This window comes from Janthinobacterium sp. UMAB-56, from assembly GCF_900095265.1.
Lineage (GTDB): Bacteria > Pseudomonadota > Gammaproteobacteria > Burkholderiales > Burkholderiaceae_D > Janthinobacterium.
On the sequence record NZ_LT607652.1, the window covers coordinates 284,963 to 305,515 of the forward strand.

The window sequence follows — 20,553 nt, forward strand, 5'->3', positions numbered from 1 at the left end:
ATGATCTTGGCGATCAGGCCTTGCGGTGCGGCAGGCGCGGCCACCGGAGCCGGTTTCGCTTCGACAGGCTTGCGCTCGACCAGCGGTGCCGGCTGGTCAGGGGTGATCGTCTTGACGACGGCTTCCTGGCGCGGCTTGGCTTCTTCCTTCTGGCGCTTGCTGTAAGCCATGTCGGTTTCAGCGCTTTCGGCCAGGTTGTAGCTGGCTTGGCTGTCTTCCAGACGCGGATCGTCGTGCTTGATGCGTTCCAGCTTGTAGTGTGGCGTTTCCAGATGCTTGTTCGGGATCAGGATCACGGCGATGCGGTGGCGGTTCTCGATCTTCAGCACTTCGCCGCGCTTTTCGTTGAGCAGGAAGGCGCCCACGTCCACGGGCACTTGCACGTGGATGGTGGCCGAGTTTTCCTTCATCGCCTCTTCCTGGATGATGCGCAGCACCTGCAGGGCGGACGATTCCGTATCGCGGATGTGGCCGGTGCCGGAGCAGCGCGGGCACGTCACGTGCGAACCTTCGGACAGCGAAGGGCGCAGGCGCTGGCGCGACAGTTCCATCAGGCCGAAGCGGGAGATCTTGCCCATTTGTACACGGGCACGGTCATGGTGCAGCGCATCTTTCAGGCGCTGTTCCACTTCGCGCTGGTTTTTTGCCACTTCCATGTCGATGAAGTCGATGACGATCAAGCCGCCCAAGTCGCGCAAACGCAACTGGCGGGCCACTTCTTCGGCCGCTTCGCAGTTGGTGTTGAAGGCGGTGGTCTCGATGTCCGAGCCGCGCGTGGCGCGGGCCGAGTTGACGTCGACGGACACCAGCGCTTCGGTATGGTCGATCACGATGGCGCCGCCCGATGGCAGCGGCACGGTGCGGCTGTACGCCGTTTCAATCTGGTGTTCGATCTGGAAGCGCGAGAACAGCGGCACGTCGTCGCTGTAGCGTTTTACGCGGTGCACCATGTCGGGCATCACGTGGCTCATGAACTGGTGCGCCTGGTCGTAGATTTCGTCGGTGTCGATCAGGATTTCGCCGATGTCGGGCTGGAAGTAGTCGCGGATGGCGCGGATGACGAGCGAGGATTCCTGGTAGATCAGGAAAGCGCCGTTGGCCGACTTGCCGGCACCCTCGATGGCGCGCCACAGTTGCATCAGGTAATTCAAGTCCCACTGCAGTTCATCGACGTTGCGGCCGATGCCGGCCGTGCGGGCAATGACGGACATGCCAGCAGGCAAGTCCAGTTTATCCATGGTTTCGCGCAATTCCTGGCGCTCTTCACCTTCCACGCGGCGCGATACGCCACCGCCACGCGGGTTGTTCGGCATCAAGACCAGGTAACGGCCGGCCAGCGAGACGAAGGAAGTCAGGGCGGCGCCCTTGTTGCCGCGCTCTTCTTTTTCCACCTGGACCATGATTTCCTGGCCTTCGCGCAGCGCTTCCTTGACGGAAGCGTTACGCACATCCACGCCTTCGCGGAAGTACGTGCGGGCAACTTCCTTGAAAGGCAGGAAGCCGTGGCGGTCTTCGCCATAGCTGACGAAGCACGCTTCGAGCGATGGCTCGATGCGCGTGATGACGCCCTTGTAGATGTTGGATTTGCGCTGTTCGCGCCCGGCTGTCTCGATATCGATGTCGATCAGTTTTTGTCCGTCGACAATCGCTACGCGCAGTTCTTCTTGCTGCGTGGCATTAAACAACATGCGTTTCATTTTTATAACTCCGCGACCCGTAGGCCATCTCAAAGCCGCTTCCGGGGAAGCGGCGAAAGTACAGGGATATATGCGAGAACGGGAGTGCTGGCGGGGGAAATGCCTTAGCGTGCGGAGCAACAACGCGTACGAGGTATACGTTACGGCCGCAACAGGCGCGGTGAGGTCGATCGTCATGCCGAGTGCACAGGACACCTGCAACGCATCTGAAACAGCCCGGAGGTCGGGGGCAGAGAATGCAAGTGGTCAGCAAATTCAGAGCCAAATCGTTAGCCGGCTCATTACAGGGATCGCGATGGCGAGGCTTGGCCTCAGCCTATTCATCGACAACCTCAGGTGGCCGCATACGGGGTTTGGCGAAAACGGCAAGCGTTATCAACTTCATCAACCCGCGAGCCCGACTCGATAAGTCGCGCTAACGGGTACTTATCCTTATAATCCCACACTCACTTCTGCATCTCCACGCGTTATCCGATTACAACTACGGTGCAACCTTGATTCGCGCAGCGATGGTGCATATACATTTTTTTCCACCGAATTTGCAATTTGGCGAGGCCGGTGGAGACGCCCCTGTGTAAAATGTGCTTTTATTCTTACACTCGCAGCAGCCAGGGCCGCAGCAAAAACAATTATATATTCAAAATGAAGGACTTAGAGAGATTTCTGGGAAGACATAGTAAATGAAGAGTCAAAATGATGTTGTTCCCCCTTCAACACCCCCGGTTCAGCCGCAAGCCCAATTCGTAACGATTGCCGAGGAAGAAGCAGGCCAGCGCATCGACAACTACTTATTAAGAGTGTGCAAGGGAGTGCCTAAAAGCCACATCTACCGGATATTGCGATCGGGAGAAGTGCGGGTTAATAAAGGCCGTATCGATCAGTTGTACCGTCTCGCCGCCGGCGACGTGGTGCGTATTCCTCCCGTGCGCGTGGCCGAAAAGGCGCCCACGGGTGCGCCGGCCGCCGAATTCAAGATCATTTTTGAAGATGCGCAACTGCTCGTCATCGACAAGCCGGCCGGCGTGGCCGTGCATGGCGGCTCGGGCGTCTCGTTCGGCGTGATCGAGCAATTGCGCGCTTCGCGCCCCGACGCCAAGTTTTTGGAACTGGTACACCGCCTGGACCGCGACACGTCCGGCTTGCTGTTGCTGGCCAAGAAGCGTACGGCCTTGACGAATTTGCACGAGCAGATGCGCGACGGCGTCACGGACAAGCGCTACCTGGTGCTGGTGGCTGGCGACTGGAAGAATGCGCGCCAGCATATCAAGTTGCCGCTGCATAAATATACGACGGCCGAAGGCGAACGCCGGGTGGCCGTGCAGGCTGACGGCCTGGCGTCGCACACGGTGTTTTCACTGTTGCATAAATATCACAACTTCGCCTTGCTGGAAGCGGAATTGAAGACGGGGCGCACACACCAGATTCGCGTGCATCTGTCCTCGTCCGGTTTCCCCATCGCCGGCGACGATAAATATGGCGACTTTGGCCTCAACCGTGCCCTGTTGAAAGCCGACAGCACGCGCGGCGCCCTGAAACGGATGTTCCTGCACGCGCACCAGATCACGTTTACGCATCCGGAGACGGGCAAGACGATGACCCTGAACGCGCCGCTGGCCGCCGAATGCGAGCGTTTCTTGGTAAGCTTGGGCAAACCCTTGGCCGTTGCCGCACGCTAAATATCCACCATGTGCGCGTCACACTACTCATAAGGTAGTCAGTCGCCATCATTCATTCTCAAGGAGCCGCCGGCTATGCCGTCGGGAAACATGGCAAGAAAGCAATTTGATCTGATCGTTTTCGATTGGGACGGTACCTTGATAGACAGTACCTCGACCATCGTCAAGTGCATTCAGGCTTCGGCCAAAGACCTGGGCTTGCCAATTCCCACCGAGTTGCTGGCTTCGCACGTGATCGGCCTGGGCTTGCAGGAAGCGATGCAGCTGGTGATGCCCGACGTGGAACCGAAATACCATGCGCGCATGGCGGAACGCTACCGTTATCACTATCTGTCGCGTGACCACGAACTGGCGCTGTTTCCCGGCGTGCACGAGATGCTGCAGGAATTGTCGCAGCAAGCCTATTTTCTTGCCGTCGCCACGGGCAAGAGCCGCGTCGGCCTGAACCGCTCCTTGAATGCCGTCAGGCTGCTGTCGCTGTTTGATGCGACGCGCTGCGCCGATGAAACTTTTTCCAAGCCCCATCCGGCCATGCTGCAGGAGCTGACGCGCGAACTGGGGCAGGATATGCGCCGCACCGTGATGATCGGCGACACCAGTCATGATTTGTTGATGGCAAGCAATGCAGGTGCGGCCAGTATTGCCGTAGAGTATGGAGCGCATCCGGTGGAGCAGTTGCAGGCCTGTAATCCCCTGTATTCGGCCGCCACGGTGGCTGATCTGCATCAATGGCTGAGCGAGCACGCATGATGGGTGATGTTGTCGACATTTTCATTTGCGCCGCCGACGCCGTGGCCGATGGCGGCAAGGGCGTGCGCTTTCCCGTCTCGGCTGCCGGCGAAGCGACCACCGGCTTTGTCGTGCGCCATGGCGGCAAGGCGTATGGTTACCTGAACCGCTGCGCCCACGTGCCCATCGAACTGGACTGGGCCGAGGGCGAGTTTTTCGAGTCCAGCGGCTTGTACCTGATGTGTTCGACGCATGGCGCCATCTATGTGCCGGAAAGCGGCCTGTGCGCGGGCGGTCCCTGCAAGGGGGGGCGCTTGCGTCCGATTGCCGTGTCCGAGCGCGATGGTCAGCTGTACTGGCAACCCGACGAGTATGTCCAGCCACTGTCGGCCTGAGGCAAGGGCAGGCCTTCTGTAATTTAAGTAAAGTGAACCATGAGCGATAACACGAATGACAAGCTGGACAGCAGAGCGCCAGGCGCCGGCCACGGCGCCCCTGCGGGAAACTGGGAGCGCGACGTGCTGGAAAAGCTGGTATTTGCCACTTTGCAAGAGCAACGCGCACACCGCCGCTGGAGCATCTTCTTCAAGGTCTTCGGCCTGCTGATCGTGCTGTTCGCCCTGTGGGTATTCTATGATTACAACACGGCCGACGACAGCGAGACCCTGGGCCGCCACACGGCCCTGATCGACATCAGTGGCGCCATCGAGTCCGAAGGCAGCGGCTCGGCCGCCGTCGTCATCCCCGCATTGGACAAGGCGTTTTCCGATGCCGGTTCCGTGGCCGTGGTGCTGCATATTAATAGTCCGGGCGGCAGTCCCGTGCAGGCCGGTATGATCGTCGATGAGATGCAGCGCCTGCGCAAGGGCTATCCTGACAAGCCCTTGTATGTGGTGGTCGATGAAATGTGCGCCTCGGGTGGCTATTACATCGCCGCCGCCGCCGACCGCATCTACGTCAACAAGGCCAGCGTGGTCGGTTCCATCGGCGTGCTGATGGATGGCTTCGGCTTTACGGGCGTGATGGAAAAGGTCGGCGTCGAGCGCCGTTTGCTGACGGCGGGCGAAAACAAGGGCTTCATGGACCCGTTCAGCCCCTTGAGTGAAAAACACAAGGCGTATGCGCAAGGCATGCTCAATGAAATTCACCAGCAATTCATCGAGGTGGTGCGTGCGGGACGGGGCAAGCGCCTGAAGGAAACGGCCGATACCTTCTCCGGCCTGTACTGGACGGGCGCGAAAGCCGTGGAAATGGGTCTGGCCGACGATTTCGGCACGGTCGACAGCGTGGCGCGCGATGTCGTCAAGGCGGAAGACATCGTCGATTACACGCAGCATGAAGGCTTGCCGGAACGGGTGCTGAAGAAGTTTGGTGCCGCCATGGGCGCCGGCGCCATGAAGGCGGCCGTGCAGCAGTCACAACCGGCGTTGCGCTGAGGATATCACTCTTGGCTGGCTGGCAAGCCAGTCGAGAACGATTTTCATTAAGATGGCAAATTGGCTTGAAAATGGGGCTGCTTGGGCTATAGTGAAAGCGTAGTTCTTTTCAAGGAGGGGCGATATATTAATTATGTTGTCAGTACTAACTTGATCAGCAGGTCTTGGAGCTACTCGCCGCATCGCAGATGTGGTTTTGAGTGAATTTACATTCCTCACTAAAGTCCCGTTGGGGCTTGGAAGCGGCGGCGCAATGCCGCCGTTTCCTTTTGTGCGTCGTGCGTGCTCGATGGCGCGGTGTCCACGGATGGGGATGGGCGTGCGTGCAAGGCATGCGAGGGCGGGGCATGGCTGTTCGGGTGAGCCGCGCTCAGACGGCGCAGCCGTTGCAGTGCACTGGCTGGGGGCGGGCGCTTGCCTGTCGTGCTGGCGCTGCTGCCGCGTTGGCGCTGGAACTGCTGTCGGGCGGCAGCTCCGCCATGGCGGGCGCGCTTTCTTTCTCGGCAGTCGCATCCGCGTAGGCAAAACCGCCCAGTTCCAGCCAGCACATGAAATGGCATTGCGCCTCTGCATGCCAGTGCGTTTGGCTTGCCGGCGATGGTGGCGCGTCCGCCTCCTGCGGTGTCGGGGCATTGCTCCAGCGCGCCACGCCGAGCTGGACTTTATGCATGGCCGCCTGTTCTGCAGCGATGCGTTGGCGCATGTCGGTGATGCTGCCTTGTAAGGCGATGGTATCGGTATGCTTCATACGATGTCCTTGTCAGTGGTTGCCTGGTTATTATTCCTAAAGTGCGTTAGGCGGATTCCTAACGAAGTTTCAGTCTATCAATGCGATATTCCGAGCGCTTGATTTATCTCAAAGGAATCAGCCATTTCTCGCCAAATCTCACCTTGTTCTTTTTGGTATTTCTGCTTGCTCTAAGGTTTCGTGCCGCTTGTACCGCCGCGCAGGCGCCAGGTGTCGCCGCTTCACGCTGCCAGCCGCTTCTGGTAAAGTCACGCCCATGAGTAAATTATCCCTAGACCGCATCCTGCAATCGCAGGGTTTTGGCACCCGTAAATATTGTCGTTCCCTCATCGAAGATGGCGATGTCGTCATCGATGGCGTCACCCAGACCAATTACCGCACCACCGTCGAGACCGAAGGCCTGGTGCTGCATGTGTTTGAAGAAGAGTGGGTTTACCGCGCGCAGCTGTACCTGGCGCTGAACAAACCTGCCAATTTCGAATGTTCGCGCAAACCCAGCCATCATCCTGGCGTCTTGACCCTGTTGCCGGAACAATTCACCTGGCGCGAAGTCCAGCCCGTCGGCCGGCTCGACCACGACACGACCGGCATGCTCCTGATGTCCGACGATGGCCCATTTATCCATGCGCAATCGTCGCCGAAGCGTCACGTTCCGAAGATTTACCAAGCCACCACGCAGGAGCCCGTAACCGATGAACTGGTGGCGCAGCTATTGGCCGGCGTGCAATTGCACGACGAACCGGCGCCGCTGGCCGCCCTCGTGTGCGTTCAGCGCGGAGAATTCCAGCTGGAAATCGTGCTCGAGCAAGGCAAGTACCACCAGGTCAAGCGCATGCTGGCTGCCGCCGGCAACCATTGCAGCGCGCTGCACCGTTCGGCCATCGGCAGCCTGACCCTGGAGTCGCTGGGCATCGCCGAAGGCGAGTGGTGCTACCTGACTCCCGAGCAGATCGCCCTCCTGGCCTGATTTCCTCTTCATCGCGCCAAAGCCGGGAATCTCCCGGCTTTTTGGCGTCTTTAGCCTCCATTGCCTGCATTTGACGAAGTTTCCCGCACATGAAATTAGCTACCCTGAAGGATGGCACGCGCGATGGCCAGCTGGCTGTCGTCTCGCGCGACTTGAAAACGGCCCACTTGGCCGACGGCATTGCCTCGACCCTGCAAAAGGCGCTCGACGACTGGAGCTTCATCGCGCCCCAGCTGGACTTGCTGTACCAGACCCTCAATAGCGGCCGTGGCCATCGCGCCTTCGAATTCGACCCGGCCAATTGCATGGCGCCCTTGCCGCGCAGCAGCCTGCGCGTGGCTGGCGCGTCCTATCTGCAGCAGATCGAGCGGGCCTGCAAGGCGGCAGGCAGCGAGGCGCCCGCCAATTTGCGCGAAGCGCCGCGCCTGTACCAGGGCGCCAGCGACGATTTCCTCGGTGCCCACGATGACATCACCCTGGCGCACGAACAGTGGGGTATCGATTACGAAGCGGGCATCGCCGTCATCACGGACGACGTGGCCAAGGGCTCGACGCCCGACCAGGCACATCTGAACATCAAGCTGCTGATGCTGGTCAACGATATTACCCTGCGCAATCTGGCGCCCGACGAGCAGGCCAGTGGCTACGGCTTCCTGCAAGCCAAGCCGGCCATGGCTTGCTCACCGGTGGCCATCACGCCCGACGAACTGGGCGACGCCTGGCGCGGTGGCAAGGTGCATTACGCCCTGCGCTGCAGCCTGAACGGCAAGTTGACGGGCCAGCCCCACGCGGGCGCTGACATGGCGTTCAATTACCCGCAATTGCTCGCCCATCTGTGCCAGACGCGCAACGCGCGCGCCGGCAGCGTGGTCAGCGCGGGCGGCATCGCCAACAAGGAAGTCAAGAAGGGATTTTCCAGCATCGTTGAGCGACGTAACCAGGAGATGATCGCCGATGGCGGCGCCAGCACGCCATTCCTGCTGTTTGGTGATGTGCTCCGGCTGGAGATGCTGGGCGATGATGGCAAGTCGCTGTTTGGCGCGATAGAACAAAACGTGAAACAGCTTGAAGCGCGCAAGTCCCGCTAAGGTTTCTGCGGAGCAAAGGAAAAGCAGGGCATTAGTCCCCCTTCTCCCTTGATGGCCTTGTGGGGATTGAACCGATAATGCGTCATGCCCAGTCCGTATTGCGCCTAGCCAGGCCGCAGGACTTCACCGGAGTTGATTGATGTCGGAAGACAGCGACGCAGAAAAGACCGAAGCCGCGTCACCGAAGCGCCTCGAGCAGGCGCGTGAGGAAGGCGACGTTCCGCGTTCGCGTGAAGTGGCAACGTTTACGGTGTTGATGGCGTCCGGCTGCTGCCTGTGGTTTGCCGGCGATGCCATCGTGCGGCGGCTGATGGCCGTCATGGTGTCAGGCCTGACGCTGGATCGCGCGCAGATACTCAATCCCGACGCGATGATGTTGCGCATCGGCTACGACGTGGGCTCGGTCTTGCTGACTTGCCTGCCGTACGCGGTGGCCATCATGCTCGTCGCGCTGGCGTCGCCCGTGCTGGTGGGCGGCTGGTTGTTCAGTTCCAAGGCTTTCACCCCCAATTTTGGCAAGCTCAACCCGATTCGCGGCCTGGGCAATATGGTATCGAAGAATGCCTTGGTGGAATTGCTCAAGGCCATCGCCAAGACCCTCGTCGTCGGCGTCGTCGCCTGGATGGTGATGCAGCATGAAAAGGACGCCGTGCTGGGCTTGTCGGTCGAATCCTTGCGCGCCGGTTCGGCCCATCTGATCAGCCTGCTGATCACGGCCTTCCTGCTGATCGTCGGTGCGCTGGGCCTGATCGCCGCCATCGACGGGCCCTACCAGATGTGGCACTACGCCAACAAGATGAAAATGTCCTTGCAGGAAGTCAAGCAAGAGTCGAAGGAGTCGGACGGCAATCCGCAGATCAAGGCGAAGATACGCCAGATGCAGCATGAAATGTCGCGCCGCCGCATGATGGCCGACGTGCCGACGGCCGACGTGGTGGTGACCAATCCTACCCACTACGCGGTGGCCCTGAAATACGGCGAGAATTCGCGCGGCGCGCCGCAGGTGGTGGCCAAGGGTGTCGACGAGGTGGCGGCGAAGATCCGCGAACTGGCCGGCGAGCACAAGGTCGCCATCCTGGAAGCGCCGGCCCTGGCGCGTGCGCTGTACAAGCATACCGACATCGGCGACGAGATTCCCGAGGCGCTGTATGGCGCCGTGGCCGAAGTGCTGGCGTATGTGTTCCAGCTGCGCAGCTACGGCAAGGGCCAGGGCGAGCGTCCCGACAAGCCGAAAAAACTCGACGTGCCACCCGAGCTTGACCCGCAGAACCCCGCATCGCAGAACCCGCCCGCAGCTGGCGCGGCAGACAAGAATAAAGGAAGTACACCATGAACGGCCTGAGATTGCCAGCCTGGCTCAGCGGAATGGGCAACAACGCCAGCAAGGGCATCGCCGCGCCTATCATCATCATCATGCTGCTGTCGATGATGGTGTTGCCGCTGCCGGCCTTCATCCTCGATATTTTCTTCAGTTTCAATATCGCGCTATCCATCATCGTGCTGCTGACGGCGCTGTACACGGTCAAGCCGCTCGACTTCATGGCGTTCCCGACCATCCTGCTGGTATCGACCATGCTGCGCCTGTCGCTGAACGTGGCGTCCACGCGCGTGGTGCTGACGGAAGGCCATACGGGCGCCGACGCGGCCGGTAAAGTGATTGAGGCATTCGGTCACTTCCTGATCGGCGGTAATTACACGGTCGGTATCGTGGTGTTTATCATTTTGACGATCATCAACTTTACCGTCGTGACCAAGGGTGCGGGCCGTATCGCCGAGGTGGGCGCCCGCTTCGCGCTGGACGCCATGCCCGGCAAGCAGATGGCCATCGATGCCGACCTGAATGCCGGCCTGATCGGCGAAGACGAGGCGCGCCGCCGCCGCACGGAAGTGGCGCAGGAAGCGGAATTCTATGGCGCCATGGACGGTGCCAGCAAATACGTGCGCGGCGATGCCATCGCCGGCATCATGGTCACCGTGATCAATATCATCGGCGGCCTGCTGGTGGGCTTGCTGCAGCACGACATGGGCTTTGCCGATGCGCTCAAGAATTACACCTTGCTGGCCATCGGTGACGGCCTGGTTGCACAGATTCCTTCGCTGATCATTTCCACGGCAGCCGGTATCGTCGTCTCGCGCGTGGCCAGCGAACAGGACATCGGCACTCAGCTGGTGGGGCAATTGTTTGCGAAACCGCAAGTGCTGTACATTACCGCCGGCATCATCGGTGGCATGGGTCTGATTCCCGGCATGCCGAACATGGTCTTCATCCTGCTCGCTTCGCTGCTGGCCGGTTCCGCATATTTGATCAGCAAGAAGCGCAAGCAGGAAAAGGTGGCGGCGGAAACGCCGGCCGAAGCCCCGCAAGCGACCGTCGCGCCCGAGCAGGAAGAAGCCAGCTGGCAAGATATCTTGCCTGTCGATACCCTGGGCCTGGAAGTGGGCTACCGTTTGATTCCCCTGGTCGACAAGACGCAGGGTGGGGAGCTGCTCAAGCGCATCAAGGGCATCCGCAAGAAATTCGCCCAGGAAGTGGGTTTCCTGGCGCCGCCCGTGCATATCCGCGACAACCTGGAGCTCAAACCGTCCGCCTACCGCATTACCCTCAAGGGCGTGGAAGTGGGCGTGGGCGAAGCATTCAACGGCCAGTTCCTGGCCATCAACCCCGGCATGGCCAGCGGCACCTTGCCGGGCCTTGCCACGAACGACCCCGCCTTCGGCTTGCCGGCCACCTGGATCGACGCCAGCATGCGCGACCAGGCCCAATCGATGGGCTACACGGTCGTCGATGCGGGCACCGTGGTGGCCACGCACTTGAACCACCTGATCACTTCGCACGCTTCCGAGCTGCTGGGCCGCGCGGAAGTGCAGTCCCTGCTCGACCACCTGGGCAAGGATGCGCCGCGCCTGGTGGAAGATCTGGTGCCGAAGATGCTGTCCCTGTCGACCCTGCAAAAGGTGCTGCAGAATCTGCTGGCCGAGGGCGTGCACATCCGCGACATGCGCAGCATCATCGAAACCCTGGCCGAGCACACGGTCAGTACGCAAGACCCGAACGACCTGACGGCGCTGGTGCGCGTGGCACTGGGCCGCGCCATCGTGCAGCAATTATTCCCCGGCGCGGCCGAACTGTCCGTGATGACCCTCGACAGCCGCCTCGAGCGCCTGCTGATGCAAGCGATGGGCAATGGCGGCGATGGTGCCGGCATCGAGCCGGGCCTGGCCGATACCATCGCGCACCAGGCGGGCCTGGCGGCGCAGCAGCAGGAAGCGCTGGGACTGACGCCCGTGCTGCTGGTGCCGGCGCCGCTGCGCGCCTTGCTGTCGCGCTTCCTGCGCCGCGCCCTGCCGCAGCTCAAAGTGCTGTCGCATGCGGAAGTGCCGGAAACCAAGACCATCCGCGTCACCAGCCTGGTGGGCGCACAATAGTTATTCAATATGTATCGGGCGCCGCTCTCGCGCGAACGGCGCCCCAAATTTTGACTTTCAGCATCACTTTCCTGCTGGCAAACTGAATAACGGGTACTTTCCCGTCCTGTTCCTTCGATCATTTCCTGCAAGCATCGCTAATAATAGAAACTGTCCGGGTGATCTGTGTCCATGAGGAAGACAGCACCCAAGCAACAGGAGTCGATGATGGTCACACAGTTCAGCCAATATTGCGCCACCCCCGCCTTGGGAGGCCGGTCATGAATGTGAAGAAATTTACGGGCGCCTCGTCGCGCGATGCGCTGCGCAAGGTGCGCGAAGCGCTGGGCCCCGATGCCGTGATCCTGTCGAACCGCCAGGCCGATGGCGTGGTGGAAATCCTCGCGCTGGCCAATGACGATGCCGCTTCGCTGGCTTCGCCGCCGGCAGCGTCCGAAATGGCCCAGCCGCGTCCCCAGTTGCAGACCCAGTTCGCCACGCCGCAGCGTCCGGCCGCCCCGGCCCAGCGCCCGGCCGCGCCACGTCCTGCCGCGCCGCGCCAGGCTGCCTCCGAGCCAGTGGACATGGCCCGCATGCAACAGATGATGGCCAGCGCGCTGGCGCACGTCAAAGAGAACGCCGCCGCCGAAATGAGCGGCATGATGAATGAGATCCGCGCCATGCGCGGCATGATGGAAACCCAGCTGGCGGAAATCTCCTGGGGCTCGACGCAGCAGCGCGAGCCGCAAAAAGCCGTCGTGCTGCGCGAAATGCTGGCCGCCGGTTTTTCCGCCAGCCTGGCGCGCTACCTGATCGACAAACTGCCCGCCGGCCTCGATGGCGCGCAAAGCATGCGCTGGATCAAGACTGTCCTCAGCCGTAACCTGAATACGGTCGCCAATGAAGACGCCATGCTGGAGCAGGGCGGCGTATTTGCCCTGGTGGGCCCGACCGGTGTCGGCAAGACCACCAGCACGGCCAAGCTGGCGGCCCGCTGCGTGATGCGCCACGGCCCGGAAAAGCTGGCCCTGATTACCACGGACGCCTATCGTATCGGCGCGCATGAACAGCTGCGCATCTACGGCAAGATCCTCGGCGTGATGGTGCATTCGGTGAAGGATGAGGCGGACTTGCGCATCGCCCTGAAAGAATTGAAGAACAAGCACACGGTGCTGATCGATACGGTGGGCGTGAGCCAGCGCGACCAGATGGTGACGGAACAGGTGGCCATGCTGTCGGGCGCCGGCGCCGACGTGAAACGTCTGCTGTGCCTGAACTCCACGGCGACCCAGGAAACCCTCAATGAAGTGGTGCGCGCCTACCAGGGCAGCGGCCTGGCCGGCTGCATCATGACCAAGCTCGATGAAGCGGCTTCGATCGGCAATGTGCTCGACGTGGTGATCCGCCAGAAGCTGAACCTGTTTTATGTGTCGAACGGCCAGCGCGTGCCGGAAGACCTGTACCTGGCCGACCGCGGCTACCTGATCGACCGCGCCTTCAAGCTCAAACGCGATGCGGCGGCGACGCAGTTTTCTGATGCCGAACTGCCGCTGCTGATGGCGCAGGCGGCCGCCCGCAACAATGAAGCGCGCGGGGTGCACCTTGGCTAATTTTGATTTCGATCAGGCCGAAGGCTTGCGCCGCATGCTGGCCGGCCCGCAGCCGCGCGTCATGACGTTCCTCTCGGCCACGCCGCAGGATGACAAGGGCGCCATGTTGGTCAACCTGGGCGCCTCGCTGGCCTACGGCGGCAATGACGTGCTGCTGCTCGACGCCAGCGGCGGCAGCGATGGCGTGGCAGCGCGCCTGGGACTGGCGCATGGCGCCAGCCTGCGCGACGTGGCACGCCAGCAGTGCGGCTTGAACCAGGTCATCCACCAGGTGCCGCAAGGTTTTGGCGTGGCCAGCCTGGGTGCGCGCAACCACTTGATGGACAGCATGGATTATGCGGGCGAGGACGAACTGCGCCGCCTGGGCAAGACTTTCGACGTGCTGGCGCGCCAGAGCGGCATCGTGCTGGTCGATGGCGTCATGGCCGACGCGGGCGATTGCTTCCCCGTGCCGCTGATGGCGACATCCGATATCGTGGTGCAGGTCTCGACCAGCGCCACCTCGATCAAGGCGGCGTACTGCCTGATCAAGCGCCTGAGCCAGGAGCTGGGACGGCGTCCGTTCGGCATTCTTGTCACCGGCGCTTCCGAATCCGAGGCAAAAGTGGTATACGATAATATGGCGCAGGCGGCGAGCCGCTACCTGGCCGTGAAACTGACCTCGATGGGTTCGGTGCCTGCCGATGAGTATCTGCACCGCGCGGCGCGGCTGGGCCGCAGCGTGGTCGATGCCTTTCCGCTGGCGGGAGCGTCGGTGGCGTTTCGCGGACTGGCCGAGCGGCTGGCCCGTTCGGCGGCGCCGGTGCTTGGTGGCACCTTGTACCAGACGGGGAGCCCGCACCAGTTCAGCGCCTGAAAGCAACCGTAGCATCAGATAAGACGAGAAAACAATAAGCAGCCTATGTATACGGTCAAAGGGAAATCGAACAAGGACTATTTGCTGACGGAGCACATTCCGCTGGTGAAGCGTCTGGCGTACCATATGAAGGCAAAATTGCCGCCTTCGGTCGAGGTCGACGACCTGATCCAGGCTGGCATGATCGGCCTGCTCGATGCCATTACCCGCTATGAAGAAACGCATGGCGCGCAGTTCGAGACGTATGCCGTGCTGCGCATCCGCGGCGCCATGCTCGACGAATTGCGCACCAGCGACTGGCTGCCGCGCAGCATGCGCCAGAACATGCGCAAGATCGAGGAGGCGATGAGCACCCTGCAGCAGCGCCTCGGCCACCCGCCGACGGAGTCGGAAGTGGCGAAATTGCTGAAAATGTCGCTGACCGACTACCAGGAAATGCTGGGCGACGGCGGCGGCCACCAGCTCGTGTACTACGAAGACTTTCATGACCCGGACGGCAATGACAGCTTCCTCGACCGCCATTGCGTGGACGAGGACAGCGACCCCTTGCGTTCCCTGCTTGATACTGATTTCCGGCAATCCGTGATCGATGCCATCGACGCGCTGCCGCCACGCGAGAAAATACTCATGGGCCTGTATTACGAAGAAGAGCTGAACCTGAAGGAGATCGGCGCGGTGATGGGCGTTTCCGAATCGCGCGTCTCGCAACTGCATACCCAGGCCGTCGCGCGCCTGCGCGCAACCTTGAGGGAGCAGGCGTGGACTGGTCCAGCGTAATCGGGCTGGCGCTGGCGCTGGCGGGCCTCCTGGTCGGCCAGGCACTGGAAGGCGGCAAGATGGCCTCCCTGCTGCAGCCGGCCGCCTTTGCCATCGTCATCGTCGGCACCTTCGGCGCCGTGCTGCTGCAAACGCGGCTGCGCACCTTCGTGCGCGGCCTGGAAATGCTGCGCTGGGTCTTCCTGCCGCCGTCTGATACGCGCGCTGCGCTGGCGCGCGACATCGGGCAATGGAGCTTGACGGCGCGCCGCGACGGCCCGCTGGCGCTCGAACGCCTGATGGAAAACACGGCCGACCGCTTCAATGCCAAGGGCTTGAGGATGATCGTCGACGGCATCGCGCCCGACAAGCTGCGCCAGTTGCTCGACGTGGAAATCTCCGCCTACGAAATGGCCGAGCGCCAGGCCGTCAAGGTGTGGGAATCGGCGGCCGGCTATTCGCCCACCATCGGCATCCTGGGCGCCGTGCTGGGCCTGATACACGTGATGGAAAATCTCACCGACCCGAGCAAACTGGGCAGCGGCATCGCCGTGGCGTTTGTGTCGACCATCTATGGCGTGGGCCTGGCCAATCTGCTGTTTTTGCCGGTGGCCAATAAACTCAAGGCCATCGTCTCGCGCCGCGTGCTGCAATATGAAATCACGGCCGCCGTGCTGTACGACATCGCCACGGGCGACCATACGCGCATCATCGAAGAGCGCGTGGCCAGCCTGCTGCACGAGCACTGAGCATGATGCGGCGCGCGCGCAGGAAGTATGACGAGGAGCCGGACAATCAGGACCGCTGGCTGATCTCGTACGCCGACTTCATCACTTTGTTGTTCGCCTTCTTCGTCGTCATGTATGCGATTTCGCAAGTCAACGAGGGTAAATACCGCGTCTTCCAGAATGCCATCGGCCAGGCCTTCAGCCTGGAAAAGGGCGCGCCACCCATCGTCATGGAAGCGCCGCAAGCCATTCCGCTGCCCAATCCCGTCCTGAAGCGCCGCACGGAAGCCATCCGCCGCGAGCGCGAACACATGACGCGCCTGGCGCAGGACTTGACGTCGACCCTGGCGCCGCTGGTCAAGGAAGGCAAGGTGCGGGTCACGCAGACGAGCCGCGGCGTGAGTGTGGAAATCAATGCCAGCGTGCTGTTCGACCCGGGCGCCGCAGGCTTGACGATGGAGTCGGACCAGGCCCTGCGCGCCGTGGCCGTACTGCTCAAGGATGACACGCACGACGTGCAGGTGGAAGGACATACGGATGTCCAGCCGATCAGCAATTCGAGCTTCGCCTCGAACTGGGAACTGTCGGCCGCGCGCGCCAGCGCCGTGGTGCGCCTGTTCATCGCCAGCGGCGTGCAAGCGACGCGCCTGACGGCCGTGGGCCACGCCGACAACATCCCCGTGGCGCCGAACGACACGCCGGAAGGGCGCGCGCGCAACCGCCGGGTCGCCGTGACGATTTTGTCGGGCATCCCCGAAACGGTGACGGAAGTGCTGACGGCGCCGCTGGTGCCTGCACCTGCGCCGGCCAATTGACCGCCGGCGCTTGGTACAATCGCAGCCTTCTTTCCTTTTTTTTCTCCATCATGAAAAGCAGCTCCCTGGGCGGTCTCGTCTATTCCACCGAAACGGGGCGCATGTGTCCCGCCTGCCGTCAGCCGCTGGCGCAATGCGCGTGCAAGGCGCAGGCGAAAGCGGCGCCCGTGGGCGACGGCGTGGTGCGCGTGTCGCGCCAGACCAAGGGTCGCGGCGGCAAAAGCGTCACCGTGGTCAAGGGCTTGCCGCTGGATGCCATGGCGCTGGCCCTGCTGGGCAAGCAGCTGCGCACGCAGTGCGGTTCGGGCGGCACCGTCAAGGATGGCGTCATCGAAGTGCAGGGCGACCATGTGGACACCATCCTGGCCGCACTGGCCAAGCTGGGCCACCAGCCGAAAAAGGCCGGCGGCTAGCCGCAGCGCGTGCGGGACTGTGCCGCGCACCTGTGCTAAGGTGCGTTTGCCATCCACACGCGCCACCTCATCATGAATAGCAAACTGACCGGCATCGCCATCGCCGCTGCCATCGCGGCAGTGCTGGCGCTCGTGTACGGGCCTTCAGCCGACGGCGGCGCGCCGGAATCTGTGGCTATCGCTGCCGCCAGCGCACCGGCACAACGCAGCCTGGAATCGTATATGCATATCGATGCCAGCCCGGTCGCCGATGCCGCGCCCTTGCCCCTCACCCTGGCGCAGCGGCTCGAACGCCTGGCCGCCAGCGGCAGGCCGGAAGACGCGTCTGCGGCCTACAACCTGCTCGACGACTGTATTTCTTTTGAGACAGAAGGCCGTCTGCCGGCACTGGAATTCGAACTGGGGCGCGAGATGACGGCAGACGAAAAGGCCGCCCAGCGGCAGCTGTGCGCGGGCCTGACGCAGCGTCAGCGCGAGGACCGCCTGGGCTATCTGGCCACCGCCGCGAAGGCGGGCGTGCCGGGCGCCGCCACCCTGTTCCTGTCGGAAGGGCCGTTCGGCGACCGCAGCGCGCTGCGCAACCGTCCCGACGATCCGCTGGTGCAGGCATGGAAGCGGCAAGCCATCGCCCAACTGACGGCGCAGGCGGACGAGGCGGAACTCACCAGCGTGACTACCCTGATGATGGCGTATCTGCGCGATGGCGAGGTGGTGCTGAAGGATGCGCCGCAAGCGTATGGCTACCTGCTGGCCCTGCGCCTCGTCTATGACGAGATCCTGGCGCCCGGCGTCACGAATCCATATCAGGATGAATACTGGCACTGGCTGCAAAACGAGCTGACGCCGGAGCAACAGGCCACCGCCCGCGCCAAGGCGCAAGCCATCGCGGCGAAGTATCGCCAGCATGCGGGGCGCGCCGCGCACGGTTGAGGTGGCAAGGCCGCTGCGCCTTGCCGGGGGATCGCTGTTGAATAAGGGAGATAAGAAGGGCAATCAGCCGATCACCACGCGCCGGCTGGCCGTGTTCGTCGTCGCTTGGCCGCTGGGGCCGTAGAAATTGCCGCTCTGGGCCGGGGGGCGCATGGCGTTCAGGGCGCCTTGCGTGTGCAGCATGTGTTTGTTGACGAGCAGGCTGTTCAGGCGGTTTTGTTCCTTGGCTTCGCGCGTCGTTTCGAGCAGGGCTTTCCACAGGGGGGCCGCCTCCGCTTCGTTGGCGCCGACCAGCCAGTCTTCCATGCCCGCTTCGGCGGCCGTGAAACCGGCTGCCGCCAGCGCCTGGTGGCGTTGCGCCGCCAACTGGCTCAATTGTCCGACCAGCGCCGTCTTGCGCGCCGTGAGCTCCGTGATTGCATCGATGTCAGCCGCAACCAGATGCCGCTGTTCTTCTTTCATCAATGCCAGCAATGTGGTCATGAGCTGTTGCTCGTCGCGCAGGCTGGAAAACGGAGTCACTGATTGCATGGGGAAACCTATCTATTTCGTGAGTGCAGCAAGTCCTTGACTGTGTCAAGGAGACCGTCCGCCACTTTTTCAGAGTTGACCTGGAACTGGCCGTCGGCGATCGCCAGCTTGATGCGTTCGACTTTTTTCGTGTCGAACACGGCGCCGCTGCCGGCAGTTGCACTGGCCGCTAATGCCTGTCCTTGCGGCGACAGGCGTACATTGTCCGACGTCGTCGGTGTTGCCTGGGCTTTCTCGGCATTCCGGGCGCCGGAGGTACTCGCGGGCGCCACCGGCAGGCCGGGATTGCTTTTAATGGTGTTGTCGGTAATTTTCACAGCGTGATCCTCGTCTGGTCGAAGTCAAAAAACTCCGGGATATGTGTCATTATCGGCACCTTCTCCCGAAACTTTAGTGCGCCAGACCACAATATCACTGTCCATCCGTGTTTAGAACGCGACCTCTACCATGCCGCCAGCCCGCGCCACGCCGCTGATCTGCTGGCCGCTCTGCGTGCGTACCTGCACTGTCTGACCATCGCCGGCGCTGCCGATGGCGCGCCCTTCTGATGCCACCTGGAAACCGTTGCCACTGGAAACGACGCGCACCAGCTGGCCCTGCATCACCACCGGCTTGCGGCGCAGGGTGTCGAGGCGCATCGGCGTGCCTGGTGGCAAGGACATATTCGTGCTGGCGCCTACCACCTGGGCCACGTCGGTGGCGATGCCTGCCGGCAATGCGGCCAGGTCGCCCTGCATCGTCACCAGCTGGCTGGCGTCGATGGCTTGCCCTTGCGCCAGCGGCACGGCACTGGCCACGTAGTCGCCCACGACGGCCACGTTCGCTTGCAAATAAATAGTCCAGTTGCTGGGCGCCGTGCAGCGCACGCCCACGGTGGTCTTGCCCCAGGCGCGCGCGCCTGGCGCCATGAACGCTTGCGGCGCGGGGCAGGCCGCCAGGTTCAGGCGCGGATCGACGGCGCCGACGGTGACCGTCACCTTGCCTGGCAAGCCGTTGCTTTGCACTTGCAGGAATTGTTCCACGCTGTTGCGCAGCGCTTCCGGCGTTTGCCGGCCGGCGTTTTGCGCCTGTGCCAGCAGTGGCAGGGTGGCAACAGCGAAGAAGAAAGCGAGCGGTGTTTTCATGGTGATAGGCCTCTGGAATACTGCCATGATAGTGCGCGCCGCCCCGTTCGAAGCGCCGATTAAGGGGTAAAAGTATGGTCTGATCCGGCGATGGCCTTGCCGGTGGGCGCCGTACTATGTTTCCTGTCATCACTATACCGCCATCCTTCCGCCATCTCGGGCGCCAGTGGCAGATCTTTCCGGAGCCTGACATGATAGGGAAACTCGACGATTACATGCGCTTCAACGAGACGGCACTAAGCTTGCGCTCGACGCGCCAGGAATTGCTCGCCTCGAATATCGCCAATGCCGACACGCCCAACTACAAGGCGCGCGATGTCGACTTCGCCAGCGCGCTGAAGGGTGCGCTGGCGAAGTCGGGCGGCAGTATGCCCGCCCTGACCGGCACGGCGGCGCAGCATATGCCGGGCAAGGGCGTGGCTGCCGCTGCTGGTGCAGGCGGCAAGGTCGAGACCCTGGCCGACGGCACGCCGCTGCTGTATCGCGCGCCGGCCCAGGGCGCCGTCGATGGCAATACGGTGGACATGGATCTCGAGCGCAACGCCTTTGCCGACAATTCAATACGCTACGAGGCCAGCATCACCCTGCTCAATGCGCAGATCAAGGGCATGCTGACGGCCATCCAGGGAGGACAATAATCATGTCGCTATTTAATATCTTCAATGTCTCCGGTTCGGCCATGAGCGCCCAGGCGCAGCGCCTGAACACGGTGGCCAGCAACCTGGCCAATGCCGACAGTGCCACCAGTGCCACGGGCGAAGCCTATCGCGCCAAGCAGGTGGTGTTCGAAGCCGTGCCCATGGCCAACGGCGCCACGGCCGTCAAGGTGCAGAAGGTGATCGAAGACCCGTCGCCGATGAAGCTGGTCTACGACCCGAAGAACCCGCTGGCCGACGAGAAGGGCTACGTCACCATGCCCAACGTGAATACGGTCGACGAGATGGTCAATATGCTGTCGGCCTCGCGTTCGTACCAGACCAACGTGGAAACCATGAACGCGGCCAAGTCGCTGCTCCTGAAAACCCTCACCCTCGGCCAGTAAGG

Annotated in this window: 22 protein-coding genes; 17 read left to right on the forward strand and 5 right to left on the reverse strand. The window is 62.2% G+C overall.

All coding sequences use genetic code 11. The annotated features are described in order from the left end of the window. Positions 1–1,697, reverse strand: a 1,697-nt coding sequence (locus K0F85_RS28575; protein ID WP_257572519.1) for an Rne/Rng family ribonuclease, incomplete at its 3' end; no start/stop codon positions are given. Positions 1,698–2,377: 680 nt separating this feature from the next. Between K0F85_RS28575 and K0F85_RS04345 the strand changes: the two genes are divergently transcribed. The 4 genes from K0F85_RS04345 (at position 2,378) to K0F85_RS04360 (ending at position 5,538) form a co-directional block, all read left to right on the forward strand. Beyond that, positions 2,378–3,373 carry an RluA family pseudouridine synthase gene (locus K0F85_RS04345; protein ID WP_219114707.1) on the forward strand — a complete coding sequence of 332 codons (996 nt, stop codon included), beginning with the start codon at positions 2,378–2,380 and terminating at the stop codon, positions 3,371–3,373. A 90-nt stretch (positions 3,374–3,463) separates the two neighbouring features. Beyond that, positions 3,464–4,123, forward strand: coding sequence for an HAD-IIIA family hydrolase (locus K0F85_RS04350; protein WP_219114708.1), 660 nt, complete (start codon positions 3,464–3,466; stop codon positions 4,121–4,123). Beyond that, positions 4,120–4,497, forward strand: coding sequence for a Rieske 2Fe-2S domain-containing protein (locus K0F85_RS04355; RefSeq protein ID WP_219114709.1), 378 nt, complete (start codon positions 4,120–4,122; stop codon positions 4,495–4,497). Before K0F85_RS04350 ends, K0F85_RS04355 begins: the two co-directional genes overlap by 4 nt. Before the next feature lie 39 nt (positions 4,498–4,536). Beyond that, on the forward strand, positions 4,537–5,538 hold the full coding sequence (locus tag K0F85_RS04360) for a S49 family peptidase (protein WP_219114710.1): 1,002 nt from the start codon (positions 4,537–4,539) through the stop codon (positions 5,536–5,538). 370 nt (positions 5,539–5,908) lie between these two features. On the opposite strand, the gene K0F85_RS04365 is transcribed toward K0F85_RS04360, so the two are convergent. Beyond that, on the reverse strand, positions 5,909–6,286 hold the full coding sequence (locus tag K0F85_RS04365) for a hypothetical protein (RefSeq protein WP_219114711.1): 378 nt from the start codon (positions 6,284–6,286) through the stop codon (positions 5,909–5,911). Positions 6,287–6,542: 256 nt separating this feature from the next. Between K0F85_RS04365 and K0F85_RS04370 the strand changes: the two genes are divergently transcribed. From K0F85_RS04370 to K0F85_RS04420, 11 genes are all read left to right on the forward strand, one after another. Next, positions 6,543–7,253, forward strand: coding sequence for a pseudouridine synthase (locus K0F85_RS04370; RefSeq protein ID WP_219114712.1), 711 nt, complete (start codon positions 6,543–6,545; stop codon positions 7,251–7,253). Between the two features lie 89 nt (positions 7,254–7,342). Further along, a complete protein-coding gene (locus K0F85_RS04375; protein WP_219114713.1) occupies positions 7,343–8,341 on the forward strand; it encodes a fumarylacetoacetate hydrolase family protein in 999 nt (332 codons plus the stop codon). A gap of 139 nt (positions 8,342–8,480) precedes the next feature. Continuing rightward, on the forward strand, positions 8,481–9,674 hold the full coding sequence (gene flhB, locus K0F85_RS04380; protein ID WP_219114714.1) for a flagellar biosynthesis protein FlhB: 1,194 nt from the start codon (positions 8,481–8,483) through the stop codon (positions 9,672–9,674). Further along, positions 9,671–11,767, forward strand: coding sequence for a flagellar biosynthesis protein FlhA (flhA, locus tag K0F85_RS04385; protein ID WP_219114715.1), 2,097 nt, complete (start codon positions 9,671–9,673; stop codon positions 11,765–11,767). The genes flhB and flhA overlap by 4 nt, the downstream gene beginning before the upstream one ends. Positions 11,768–12,027: 260 nt before the next feature. Next, the gene (gene flhF, locus K0F85_RS04390; RefSeq protein WP_034785293.1) at positions 12,028–13,356 is read left to right on the forward strand and encodes a flagellar biosynthesis protein FlhF; all 1,329 of its coding nucleotides are present in this window, start codon (positions 12,028–12,030) and stop codon (positions 13,354–13,356) included. Next, entirely contained in the window at positions 13,349–14,212 is an 864-nt protein-coding gene (locus K0F85_RS04395) for an antiactivator of flagellar biosynthesis FleN protein (protein ID WP_219114716.1), read from the forward strand. The genes flhF and K0F85_RS04395 overlap by 8 nt, the downstream gene beginning before the upstream one ends. A gap of 45 nt (positions 14,213–14,257) precedes the next feature. Further along, positions 14,258–14,989, forward strand: a complete 732-nt coding sequence (locus tag K0F85_RS04400) for an RNA polymerase sigma factor FliA (RefSeq protein ID WP_219114717.1) — start codon at positions 14,258–14,260, stop codon at positions 14,987–14,989. Continuing rightward, positions 14,971–15,717 carry a flagellar motor protein gene (locus tag K0F85_RS04405; protein WP_099377957.1) on the forward strand — a complete coding sequence of 249 codons (747 nt, stop codon included), beginning with the start codon at positions 14,971–14,973 and terminating at the stop codon, positions 15,715–15,717. The genes K0F85_RS04400 and K0F85_RS04405 overlap by 19 nt, the downstream gene beginning before the upstream one ends. A 5-nt stretch (positions 15,718–15,722) precedes the next feature. Next, a complete protein-coding gene (gene motD / locus K0F85_RS04410; RefSeq protein WP_219115000.1) occupies positions 15,723–16,511 on the forward strand; it encodes a flagellar motor protein MotD in 789 nt (262 codons plus the stop codon). 50 nt (positions 16,512–16,561) lie between these two features. After that, positions 16,562–16,924: a translation initiation factor Sui1 gene (locus tag K0F85_RS04415; RefSeq protein WP_219114718.1), complete on the forward strand. Its 363-nt coding sequence runs from the start codon at positions 16,562–16,564 to the stop codon at positions 16,922–16,924. A gap of 72 nt (positions 16,925–16,996) precedes the next feature. Beyond that, positions 16,997–17,854, forward strand: coding sequence for a hypothetical protein (locus K0F85_RS04420; RefSeq protein WP_219114719.1), 858 nt, complete (start codon positions 16,997–16,999; stop codon positions 17,852–17,854). Between the two features lie 63 nt (positions 17,855–17,917). Here K0F85_RS04420 and K0F85_RS04425 read toward each other — a convergent pair whose 3' ends face one another. The 3 genes from K0F85_RS04425 to flgA all read right to left on the reverse strand — a co-directional run bounded on the left by K0F85_RS04425 (position 17,918) and on the right by flgA (position 19,509). Then, positions 17,918–18,385: a flagella synthesis protein FlgN gene (locus K0F85_RS04425; RefSeq protein WP_219114720.1), complete on the reverse strand. Its 468-nt coding sequence runs from the start codon at positions 18,383–18,385 to the stop codon at positions 17,918–17,920. An 8-nt stretch (positions 18,386–18,393) separates the two neighbouring features. Beyond that, positions 18,394–18,702 (reverse strand): flagellar biosynthesis anti-sigma factor FlgM, encoded by a 309-nt coding sequence (gene flgM, locus K0F85_RS04430; protein ID WP_034787161.1) that lies wholly within the window; start codon positions 18,700–18,702, stop codon positions 18,394–18,396. Positions 18,703–18,813: 111 nt separating this feature from the next. Next, complete coding sequence (gene flgA / locus K0F85_RS04435; protein WP_219114721.1) at positions 18,814–19,509, reverse strand: flagellar basal body P-ring formation chaperone FlgA; 696 nt, start codon at positions 19,507–19,509, stop codon at positions 18,814–18,816. A 191-nt stretch (positions 19,510–19,700) separates the two neighbouring features. Between flgA and flgB the strand changes: the two genes are divergently transcribed. Both flgB and flgC read left to right on the forward strand, forming a co-directional pair. Continuing rightward, positions 19,701–20,147 (forward strand): flagellar basal body rod protein FlgB, encoded by a 447-nt coding sequence (gene flgB / locus K0F85_RS04440; RefSeq protein ID WP_219114722.1) that lies wholly within the window; start codon positions 19,701–19,703, stop codon positions 20,145–20,147. 2 nt (positions 20,148–20,149) lie between these two features. Next, a complete protein-coding gene (gene flgC, locus K0F85_RS04445; RefSeq protein ID WP_071075845.1) occupies positions 20,150–20,551 on the forward strand; it encodes a flagellar basal body rod protein FlgC in 402 nt (133 codons plus the stop codon). The last annotated feature ends 2 nt before the right edge of the window (positions 20,552–20,553 follow it).